Annotated in this window: 9 protein-coding genes; 4 read left to right on the forward strand and 5 right to left on the reverse strand. The window is 71.2% G+C overall.

Annotated elements, in window-relative coordinates; genetic code table 11:
* On the forward strand, window positions 1–1508 hold a 1508-nt coding region (locus tag HUW62_RS42240), incomplete at its 5' end, for a Ppx/GppA phosphatase family protein (protein ID WP_176437654.1).
* A 157-nt stretch (window positions 1509–1665) separates the two neighbouring features.
* A complete protein-coding gene (locus tag HUW62_RS42245) occupies window positions 1666–2886 on the forward strand; it encodes a zinc-dependent alcohol dehydrogenase (RefSeq protein ID WP_163870992.1) in 1221 nt (406 codons plus the stop codon).
* 4 nt (window positions 2887–2890) lie between these two features.
* On the opposite strand, the gene HUW62_RS42250 is transcribed toward HUW62_RS42245, so the two are convergent.
* Both HUW62_RS42250 and HUW62_RS42255 read right to left on the reverse strand, forming a co-directional pair.
* A complete protein-coding gene (locus HUW62_RS42250) occupies window positions 2891–3916 on the reverse strand; it encodes an S-adenosylmethionine:tRNA ribosyltransferase-isomerase (RefSeq protein ID WP_163870993.1) in 1026 nt (341 codons plus the stop codon).
* Window positions 3913–4641, reverse strand: a complete 729-nt coding sequence (locus HUW62_RS42255) for an SDR family oxidoreductase (RefSeq protein WP_163870994.1) — start codon at window positions 4639–4641, stop codon at window positions 3913–3915. Before HUW62_RS42255 ends, HUW62_RS42250 begins: the two co-directional genes overlap by 4 nt.
* 93 nt (window positions 4642–4734) lie before the next feature.
* Between HUW62_RS42255 and HUW62_RS42260 the strand changes: the two genes are divergently transcribed.
* Entirely contained in the window at window positions 4735–5292 is a 558-nt protein-coding gene (locus HUW62_RS42260) for a helix-turn-helix domain-containing protein (protein ID WP_163871007.1), read from the forward strand.
* 9 nt (window positions 5293–5301) lie between these two features.
* Here the strand turns inward: HUW62_RS42260 and HUW62_RS42265 are convergent, their stop codons facing one another.
* Window positions 5302–5904 (reverse strand): 2OG-Fe(II) oxygenase, encoded by a 603-nt coding sequence (locus HUW62_RS42265; protein ID WP_176437655.1) that lies wholly within the window; start codon window positions 5902–5904, stop codon window positions 5302–5304.
* An 85-nt stretch (window positions 5905–5989) separates the two neighbouring features.
* On the opposite strand from HUW62_RS42265, the gene HUW62_RS42270 reads away from it, so the two are divergent.
* Window positions 5990–6604, forward strand: a complete 615-nt coding sequence (locus HUW62_RS42270; RefSeq protein WP_176437656.1) for a DUF4230 domain-containing protein — start codon at window positions 5990–5992, stop codon at window positions 6602–6604.
* A gap of 6 nt (window positions 6605–6610) precedes the next feature.
* Here the strand turns inward: HUW62_RS42270 and HUW62_RS42275 are convergent, their stop codons facing one another.
* Window positions 6611–7885 carry a tetratricopeptide repeat protein gene (locus tag HUW62_RS42275; protein ID WP_176437657.1) on the reverse strand — a complete coding sequence of 425 codons (1275 nt, stop codon included), beginning with the start codon at window positions 7883–7885 and terminating at the stop codon, window positions 6611–6613.
* A gap of 505 nt (window positions 7886–8390) precedes the next feature.
* The gene (locus tag HUW62_RS42280; RefSeq protein WP_255203952.1) at window positions 8391–10508 is read right to left on the reverse strand and encodes a response regulator; all 2118 of its coding nucleotides are present in this window, start codon (window positions 10506–10508) and stop codon (window positions 8391–8393) included.
* Between the last annotated feature and the right edge of the window lie 9 nt (window positions 10509–10517).

Raw genomic sequence — 10517 nt, forward strand, 5'->3', positions numbered from 1 at the left:
CCGCCCTCCCGCCCGTACTCGCAGCCATCGATGTGGGGACCAACGCCGTGCGACTGGAGCTCGCCCGGCCGGACGCCGACGGGGCGCTCGAGACGCTCCATCAGGAGAGAGACCCCATCCGCCCGGGTGAGGGCGTCTTCGCCACCGGCACCATGCCGGAGGCCACCGCCGAGCGACTCCTGTCCACGCTGCGGCGCTACTCCGCGCTCTGCCGCCGCCACAAGGCCCAGGTGCGCGCGGTGGCCACCAGCGCCCTGCGCGAGGCCCGCAACAGCCCGGACATCGTCCGACGCGTGCGCGAGGAGGCCGGCCTCAACCTGGAGGTCGTCAGCGGCAAGGAGGAGGCGCGCCTCATCTGCCTGGGCGTGCTGCACCGCAAGCCCCCGGGCACCCGCTCGCTGCTCATCGACATTGGCGGCGGCAGCACCGAGGTGGCCACCGCCGTGGGCGAGAAGCCCGACAACCTCTGGAGCCTGGGGCTGGGCTCGGTGCGCCTCACCGAGGTCTTCGAGGCGTCACGCATGGTGACACCGAAGCAGCTGCGCATCATGCGCGGGTTCGTCCAGGAGGTGCTGGGCAAGACGCTGCCGGAGAAGCTGCCGCTGTTGCCCCGGATGGCGCTCGGCTCGTCCGGCACCATCAACGCCGTGGTGTCCTTCGCCTCCAGCGAGAGCAGCGGCAACGCCACCGTGCGCCAGCTCACCCAGACGGTGGAGACGCTGGCGCAGATGCCCGTGGACCGGCGGCGCAAGCGCTTCGACCCCAAGCGCGCCGACATCATCGTCGCCGGCGCCGTCATCCTGGAGGGCGTGACGAAGTACCTGGGAATCGAATCCGTCAGCGTCGTCAACCGGGGCCTGCGCGACGGCATCCTCGTGGACCTGCTCTACCGGCAGGACGCCCACCACCAGGACGACGACCACAGCCTGGCGGACGCCGCCGTCGTCATGGGGCAGCGCTTCTTCTTCGACGAGAAGCACGCGCGTCAGGTGGCCCGCATGGCGCTGACGCTCTTCGACGACCTGGCCGCCCTGCACCAGCTCCCGCTGTCGGTGCGCCCCTATCTGGAGGTCGCCGCGCTGCTGCACGACATCGGCCACGCGGTGAACTACGAGCGCCACCACAAGCACACGTACTACCTCATCCGGCACGCGGACCTCCCCGGCCTCGCGGACCGCGAGCGCGAGCTGGTGGCCCGAGTCGCCCGCTACCACCGGCGCAGCCCGCCGGAGCTGGCTCACTCGGGCATGACGGGGCTGACTCCCACCGAGGCCCGCACCGTGCGCAAGCTCGCCACCCTGCTGCGCGTGGCCAACTCGCTGGACCACAGCCACCACCAGCCCATCAAGGACTTCAAGGCCACCAACGGCCGCGACGGCGTCGCCCTGCACCTGCGCGCGCGCCAGCCGGTGGACCTGGAGCTGTGGAACGCGGAGCACGAGGTGGCGCTCTTCCGCCGCGTCTTCGGCAAGAAGCTCACCTTCCACGTCCACACCGGCGGCCGTTAGTCGCTCGTCCTCCCGGCCGCTGACCGGAAGAGGAGCCGCCGCGCCCTGCCCGCGGTCGCGTGGATGCCCACGCTCCAAGTCGCACGGGTCCGTCGTCGCAAGACGGGCCCTGCTCGACTTTGAACGCCTGGCACCCCGGACGGGGAAGGAGCACGAGATGAAGGCCATCGTATTCCATGGGATTGGGGACATCCGGCTCGACGATGTGGCGGAGCCGCGCATCGAGAAGCCGACGGATGCCATCGTCAAGCTGTCGGCGAGCGCCATCTGTGGCACGGACCTGCACATGATTCGCGGGACGATGCCGGGGATGAAGCCGGGCACGATTCTGGGTCACGAGGGCGTGGGCTACATCGAGGCGCTCGGCGACGACGTGCGCAACTTCAACGTGGGCGACCGCGTGGTCATCCCCTCCACCATCGCCTGCGGCAACTGTGTCTACTGCCGCGACGGCTACCATTCGCAGTGCAACGACGCGAACCCCAACGGGCCTTCCGCGGGCACGGCCTTCTTCGGCGGGCCGGAGCAGACGGGCCCCTTCCACGGCATGCAGGCGGAGAAGGTGCGCGTTCCCTTCGCGCACGCGGGGCTGGTGAAGATTCCGGACGGCGTGACGGACGAGCAGGCCATCCTCATCTCCGACATCTTCCCCACCGGCTACTTCGGCGCGGAGCTGGCGGAAATCAAACCCGGTGACACCGTGGCGGTGTTCGGCTGCGGGCCAGTGGGGCTGTTCGCCATCGTCAGCGCGAAGCTGCTCGGGGCGGGCCGCGTCTTCGCCATCGACTGCCACGAGGACCGGCTGGAGCTGGCGCGCACCCAGGGCGCTGAAATCATCAACTTCGACCGGGAAGACCCGGTGAAGACGATTCAGCGCCTCACCAACGGCATCGGCGTGGACCGGGCCATCGACGCGGTGGGCGTGGACGCCGTGCACGCGCACGCGGGACCCGCGGCGAAGCAGGCCAGCGCGCAGAAGGCGGAGCTCAAGCGCGAGGCGAAGGAGACCGCGCCGAAGACGAAGCCGGATGGCGACAACTGGGTGCCCGGTGACGCGCCCACACAGGTGCTGTCCTGGGCGGTGGAGTCCCTGGCCAAGGCGGGCACGCTGTCCATCATCGGCGTCTACCCGCAGCAGGTGCGCACGTTCCCCATCGGCATGGCGATGAACAAGAACCTCACGATGAAGATGGGCAACTGCAACCACCGCAAGTACATCCCCCGGCTGCTGGAGCTGGTGCGCACGGGCGAGGTGGACCCCACCGCCATCCTCTCGCACGTGGAGCCCATGAGCAGCGCACTGGACGCCTACCGCAACTTCGACCTGCGCAAGCCTGGCTGGGTGAAGGTGGAGCTGGAGCCCAATCAGCTCCAGTGAGCCCTCACGCGTCCAGCACCAGGCACGAGTCTCCGAACTCGTGCCCCAGGTAGCCGCGCGCCTCCGCGTGCGCGGTCGCCTCCTTCAAGAGCGGTGACGGCGCGAAGGCCTGGAGCAGCGCATGGTGGCTGCTTCCAGGCTCGTGCATGCCCGTGAGCAGCCCGTGCACCACGCGAGGCACGAAGCCGGGCCCCAGGAGCAGGTCCGTCACCGCCTCGCCCGCCACCAGTCGCCCGCCGTTCATCTCCGCACGGCCCTCCAGCGCGCGCACCACCGTGGTGCCCACCGCGACAACCCGACCTCCCGCCGCGCGAGTGGCCTCCACCTGTGCCACCGTGGCCGCGGGGATGTCCGAGCGCTCGGGCCTCGGCAGCGCCGCGTCCAGCACGGCGTCCCCGGTGGAGGACAGCCCCGCCGCGTGGGTGAGCGACGCCAGCCGCACGCCTCGACGACGCAGCGCCAGCAGCAGGTTCCAGGTGAGGGGCAGTCCCGCCGACGGCGCCTCCGTGGCCCAGGGCCGCGCGCCATACCCCGTCTGCACGTGCCACAGCGACAGCGGGGCCACGGTGTGCGCGTACTGCACGGGCCTGCCGCCCTGGTACAGCGCGGACCAGAGCGCGGCCCCGTCCTCGTCGAAGGCCACGCGCACCAGGCGGGGCGAGGGCGGCAGCACCTCGACGACCTGGACGGGCAAGCCGACGACGGTGAAGCGCGAGCCCACCGGCAGCGCGGGCGGGAGCGGCCGGTCCTCGGTGCGCTTGCGCCAGTCGCCCGCGCCGAAGAGGACGGCGGTCCAGGTGCCGTCCTGCTCGCGCGCCAGCAGTCGCAGCTCGATTCGCTCTCCCGCCGCCGTGCGCCCCAGGAGCGAGGCGGGGAACGTGGCGGCGTCGTTCACCACCAGCAGGTCTCCGTCCCGCAGGAGTGACGGAAGGTCCGCCACGCGGGCATCGGAGAAGCGACGTCCGTGAGGTTCGATGTGCAGGAGCCGCCCCTCCTCGGGATGGTCCACGGGCCAGCGCGCGGGCTTCATGCGGCCTCCAGACTCGCCGCCTCCAGGCGGGAACCCGACGGCAGCGACTCCGAGCGACGCTCCACCATCGCGACGATGCGCGCCGCCACGTCCTCGGGCCGAGCCAGCGTGGAGCGGTCCGCCTCCGGCATGGCGTCCGAGTGCATCCGCGTGTCCATCTCCCCCGGGTCCACGTTGAGGAAGCGCACGCCCGTGCCCTCCAGCTCCGTGGCCCAGAGGCGGCCCAGGTGCTCCAGCGCACCCTTGGACACGCTGTAGGAGCCCCAGCGCGGATACGCGGAGAGGGCCGCGTCCGAGCTGATGTTCAGTACCAGCCCGCCCCCTCGCACCACCATGTTGCCCACCACCGCCTTGGTGAGCCGGAAGGGGCCCACCACGTTGACCTCCAGCACGTGCTGGAGGTCCTCGCACGCGGTGTCGAGCAGCAGGGGCAGCGGCGTGGGTCCGAGGATGCTGGCGTTGTGCACCAACACGTCCAGCGGGCCCACCAGCGACGTGGCCACGCCCACCAGCCGGTAGATGGACTCCTTGTCACCGACGTCATAGGCCACGCCGTGCGCCTCCAGCCCTTCCGCGCGCAGGGCCTCGGCGGCGGCCTCCATCTCCGGGGCATGGCGGGCCACGCCCACCACCCGGGCCCCTCTTCGCGCGAAGTGCGCCATGAGCGCGCGGCCCAGGCCTCGACTCGCTCCCGTCACCAGGACCGCTTTTCCGGTCAGCTTCATGTGGAAAGTCCTCCTTGGTGGATAGGGATACGCCCGCCGCGTTGATGGAATGGCGTCGCGGACAATCCTTTGGCAGATTGTCAAACCATGGCCATCGACGAAGAGGACCTGCCGAGCAGGCTGGCGCGCAACATCCGGACCCTGCGGGAGACGCGGGGCGCCACGCAGGCCCAGCTCTCCAAGCTCGCGGGGGTGCCCCGGGCGACGTGGGCCAATCTGGAGTCGGGCACCGCGAACCCCACGCTGTCGGTGCTGCACCGCGTGGCGGCGGCGCTCCAGGTGTCACTGGAGGAGCTGGTGGCGAGGCCTCGCGCCAGTGCGCGGCACTACCCGCGCGACAGCCTGACGACGCGCATCCGAGGTGCGGGGCAGTTGCGCAAGCTGCTGCCGGACCCGCTGCCGGGCATGGAGTTCGACCGGGTGGAGCTGCCCTCCGGGGTGCGCATCACCGGCGTGCCCCACACCCCCGGCACCCGCGAGTACCTGGCCTGTGAGTCCGGGGAGATGGCGCTGGTCGCCAGCGGTGAGCGCTTCGTCCTCAAGCCCGGAGACGTCGTCGTCTTCCGGGGGGACCAGAAGCACTCGTACGAGAACCCGGGGACGCGCACGGCGGTCGGCTACTCCGTCGTCCTGCTCGCGCCCCCGCTGTGAGGTGAAGGCTCAGCCCGCGTCGCGGCCGTAGTACCAGGCGGTGAGGGCCAGGCGAGAGGCGTAGGCGGGCAGCACCTCGTGTTCGATTCGCTCGCTCAGGAAGACGACGAGCGTGTCGAGCACGGGGGCCACGTCCACGGGTGCGGAGTCCTCCGGATACAGCCGCAGGACGCCTCCGTGCTCGGGCACCCAGCCCGGGTTGGCGTACCAGATGGCGGTGGCGCGGCGGTTGGATTGGCCTGGGAAGGCGTCGAAGTGACGCGCGTAGCGCGCTCCGCCGCCGGGGTAGCAGGCGAGCTGGAGGTCGAAGCGTCCCAGGCCGAGGTAGGCCGCTGACGAGAGCGCGTGTCCCAGTTGGGAGAAGTGTTCCCGCAGGACGCCGAGCCCAGTCCCGGGCTCCGGCTCTATCCAGCCGATGAGGTCTCCTCGCACGCGGGAGTCCAGGGTCCGCTCGGCACCCCGGCGGATGCCCGCGGCATGGAGCACTCCGGATTCAGCCCTCGCCAGCGCATCAGCCCGCGCGGCGAGGGCGGCCACATCCCCGAGGAAGACAGGGCGCGTGAAATAGCCACGCGCTCCCAGCTCCGTCACTTCCACATCGGTCAGCTCCACACGTGCTCCTTCCAGCAACGTGCCGCCCACACGCGCGCACCGTGCCCCAGACGCGTGCCGCGAGGAAGGGGATACACTGGGGCCCATGGCGCACCTCTCGCGAATCCTCACGGTCCTCCTGGGTATCGCCGCCGGAGCGCTGGGCGCGGGCCTGCTCTTGCGACCCGCGTCCCCCGTCCTGCCCGACACCGCCTCCGTGGTGCAGCAGATGCGCGAGGTGGCGCGGCTGGAGACGTTGGAGGTCGCCCTCTACAAGAAGGTGACCTTCTCTCCCGAGCCGCAGGCCACGGATGCTCTGTGGAAGGACGTGGTGAACTGGGCGGCGTACACGCTCCAGAATCCGCGCGGCCGGGCCATCGTCTTCGCGGATGCGCACCTGGGGTTCGACTTCCAGCGCCTGGACGCCTCCAGCCTCCACGTCGCCGGGACGAAGGTGCATGTCGTGCTGCCGCCCCTGGACGTGCGCGTGGCGCTGCGGCCCGGGGAGATGGAAGTCATCGACTCCAACCTGGACAGCGCGCAGACGGCGCAGCTCCTGGAGAAGGCACGCCTCGCCTTCGAGAAGGACGTGCGCGCCGATGCACGACTCCAGCAGCGCGCCCGTGACTCCGCCGAGCGGGCCCTGCGCGCGCTGCTGCTCACGCTGGGCTACCGCGAGGTGGTGTTCGTGGACCGGCTTCCCACCAGCACGGCGGGCTGAAGCCCCTCAGTCCCCAGCAGCCCAATCCCGGGTGAGCCCCGCGTCCGACAGGAAGTACAGGCCTTCGATTCCCTCCGAGGTCGGCTCCAGGTCAGCCAGGAGCTCCCGGGCCGACGCGTCGGACACCCGGGCCACGAGCGCCAGCTCGCGTCGCACCAGGGAGCCGTAGAGGGGCTCGTCTCCCGCCTGCTCCGCCAGCAGTCGCCGCTGGGACGCGGTGAGCAGCCGCGCGCCGTCGAGCCCATCTCCTCCCGCCACCGCCCACAGGCCCGAGAAGGTCTCCGCGAGCCGGACCTCGCCCTGGTCGATGACCACGGGCCGCACGGGCGCGGGATGCGCCTCTAGATTTCGCCACGCCGCCGCGTCCACCCCCTCCTCCGTCAGCCCGGAAGCACGCAGGGCGGACTCGGGCAGGTAGCGCACGAAGTCCGCGTCCTCCAGCACGTAGAAGACCTCCAGTCGCGCCGGCCCGGGCCGGTGCAGCGCTCCCACCGCCTTCGCCGCGAAGTCCGACGGACGCAACACAGGGCGCAGCCGGGCCTCCAGCGAAGCCCCCTCCGCGCTCAGCCCCGAGTCCAACCCGCCCAGGCGCGCGGCCAGGGCCTCCACGTAGGGACTCAGCCCCGCTGAGCCAGGGGCCTCGCGATAGGCCGCATACAGCGAGCCCAGGTCCACGCGCCCCACCCCGCCCGAGGCCAGCTTCACCAGCAGGTCCTTCCCCTGTCGCCGGAAGGCCACTCGCGCCCGTCCCAGCGCTCCCGCCAGCGCGGCGGTGAACTCCGGCCGGAGCACCTGCTCCTCCGGCGCGGCCGGGGGCGGAAGCTCCGCCGATTCGAGTTCCTCCTTCAACAGCCGCGTCTCCGCGTCGAACGGGTCTCTGGCGAGCGCATCCTTGACGTACACCTGCGCCCGCTCCACCTCGCCCCGGCGCAGCGCCAGCACCGCGAGCACCTTGAGGACCTCCGGGTCCCCGGGCTCCTGCGCGCGGGCCTGCCGCAGCAGCGCCTCCGCGTCCCCGTGGCGCTCCAGCCCGAGCAGCGCCCGGGCGAGCCCCAGCATCACCGGCACGTCCCGAGGGAAGTCGCGCCGCAGCGCCTCCAGCAACGGCAGCGCCTCGCGGTCCGCTCCCGCGTTGATGAGCGCATGCGCCACCGCCAGCCGCATCGTCGGCCCTTCGCTGCCCTGTGCCCGCGCGCGCAGCCCTTCCAGCTCCGCGTCACTCAGGACCTCACCCGCCTCCACCTTGCGGCGGATGCGCTCCACTTCCAGCAAGCCGTTCACCCCCGCGACTCTAGACGCCCCACCCCATTTCACGAACCCACCCCGCACCGGCTCCGCATTCCATTGTCAGACAAGCATTTCAACCCACCCGGACGCGCCAGGGCAATTCCATACACAAACACGACGAAAGAGAACACTCACATACCCCCGGGGTGGATGGCTTGCACGAAACCCGGCAGGCAGGATTCACCTGCTTCGCAGCCGGGTACCGCACCCCGAGCAATCCCGGGTTCAGCTTCGTGGACGTGGCGAAGTCCCTCGGCGTTCCGAATGGTGAGGCGATTCACCACCAGGACGAAATGAAGGCCGCGCTGAAAGTCGCGGTGGAGCACGTCCTGACCCGACATGAACCGTACGTGCTCGACGTGCGCACGGCTCAGGTGACGCCGCTACCGCCCGAGAGGCGGCCGGCAAGGGTCTCCAGGCGACGGCGGCCCCCGTTGCCCCTCCACCTTTGGACCTCGCGCAATGCCTTCCGGGCCCGTGCGCCAGGGACCGGGCTGCCTCAGTGTCGTGGCGTGTCGGGACTCTCGCTGAGGGGCTCGGGAGCTTCCCCGGCGGCTTGCGCGGCCTCGCCGCCCGAGCCTCCCTCCGTCTGCGCGAGGAAGTCATCCAGCGCGCCCACGTCGATGGGCTTGCGGAACACCGCGTCCACCAGCGCCAGGTTGGCGCGGTTCTGCCCGCGCACGTCCATGCCGGTGACGATGGCGAGCAGCGCTTGGGGCGACTTCTCGCGCAGCGCGCGCGCCACCTCCCAGCCGCTCATCTCCGGCATCACCGCATCCAGCAAGGCCGCGTCGAAGCGGCGCCGGTCCCACATGTCCAGCGCCACGCGGGGGTCGTGGGCCACCTGCACCTCGTAGCCTTCTTCCCCCAGCACCTCGGCCATCATCCGCGCGTTGTCCAGGTCGTCGTCCACCACCAGCACGCGGCGCGTCTGCTGGAAGCGCCGGGGCGCCGCCGGAGCCACGGCCTTCGTCCCGCTCGGCGGAGTGCGCGTGGGCTCGTACGTCGACGACTGCTCATGGACACGCGGCAGCCGCACCAGGAAGGCCGCGCCCTTCCCCGTCGTCGCGTTCTCCGCCGTCAGCTCGCCGCCCCAGCGCTGCACCTGCGCGCGCGCCACCGCGAGGTACAGCGAGAGCTGCGGCGCCCCCGGGTCCCTGCGCAGCGGGTCGAACAGGTGCGTGAGTTCCTCGGCCGCGTACGTCGGGCCCTCGTCCTGGATGCGCAGGGTGAGCCACTCCTGGTTCTCCCTGCGCGTCTCCAGCTTGAGATGGCCGCCCTCCTCCATCCTGTCGCGGGCCGCCAGGAGCAGGTTCACCACCAGCTCGCGGAAGAAGGCCGCGTCCGCGCGCACCGCGCCCGGGTCGTGCAGCTCCAGCTCCACGTAGACGGGGTGCTCGCGCTGCTCCAGCTCGCCGCGCGCCAACTCGAGCGACTCGCGCACCGTCTGGTCCACCTTCACGTCGATGGGCCGCTCCTCGGTGCGCTGGACGTTGAACTCCTGAAGTCGCGCCACCAGCTCGCCAATCTGCTGCACCGTCTTGTCGAGCGCCTCCAGGTGCTCGGGCTTGTACTCGCGCTGGAGCAGGGTGATGCGCAGGCGCAGCACGTTGAGGAAGTTGTTGAGCGCGTGCGCCGCGCCGCCCGCGAGCTGGCCCAGCGCCTGCTGTCGGGTGCGCTGGAGCAGCCGTCCCTGGAGCCGGCGCAATTCGCCATAGGCGCTCTCCAGGGCCTTGGTCTTGTTCGCGGACTCGGTGCGGTCGGTGAAGGTCTGGATGGCGCCGGCCAGCTCGCCCTCCTCCTCCCAGACGGGCGTGGCGCTCATCTCCAGCGTCACCTCGCCGCCGCCGGGGCGCTCCACCACCATCATCACCCCGCGCACCGGGCCCTGCTCCTTGAGCGCGCGGACGAAGGGCATGTCGGCGACCTTGAAGGGCTCTCCCGTCAGGTGCCGGGCGTTCACCTGCGTGAGCACCGGGGACACGGTGTTCACCGCGCGCCCGCCCACCACCGCGCGCATGGGCACGCCCATCAGCCGGCTCACCGGCGGCGTGGCGAAGGACACGGTGCCGTCCACTTCGGCCAGGAGGATGCCCACGTCCACGTGGTTGAGCACCGACTCCATCACCGCCGCCTCGCGGAAGCGCACCTCCTCCGTCTTCAGGATGCGCGCGTAGGACGCCTGCGCGGCCGCGTCCCCTTCCCACACCAGCTCCGAGATGAGGCCGGCGACCTCCGGCTCAATCAGTCCACCGTGGTGGCGCGCGTAGACGTGCAGCAGCACCGACTCCAGGGACTTGAACTCGCGCGTCAGGTCCTCGGGCTCGAAGTTCTGCGTGTACCGGTCCGCGCCGTGGGAGCGGGCGACTTCCGGCCACAGCCGCACCGCGTCCTCGCCCCTATCCTTGAGCAGGCGCGCCATCTCGCCCACCAGTCGCCTCAGCGGGGCACGCAAGTCCCGGCCCGGAATCTCCACTTCGTAGACTTCCGCGCGCAGGCGCTTGGCCCACAGGCGCGCCACGCGCTCCTGCTCTCCCTGGAGCAGCTCCGACAGGGCTTCGATGGGATTGAGTCGAGCCACGTTCAAGTCGCCAAGGTGGGCACGCCCGCCCGCCATGGCCACCCG

Origin of the sequence: Myxococcus sp. AM011, from assembly GCF_013372595.1 — a bacterium.
Lineage (GTDB): Bacteria > Myxococcota > Myxococcia > Myxococcales > Myxococcaceae > Myxococcus > Myxococcus eversor.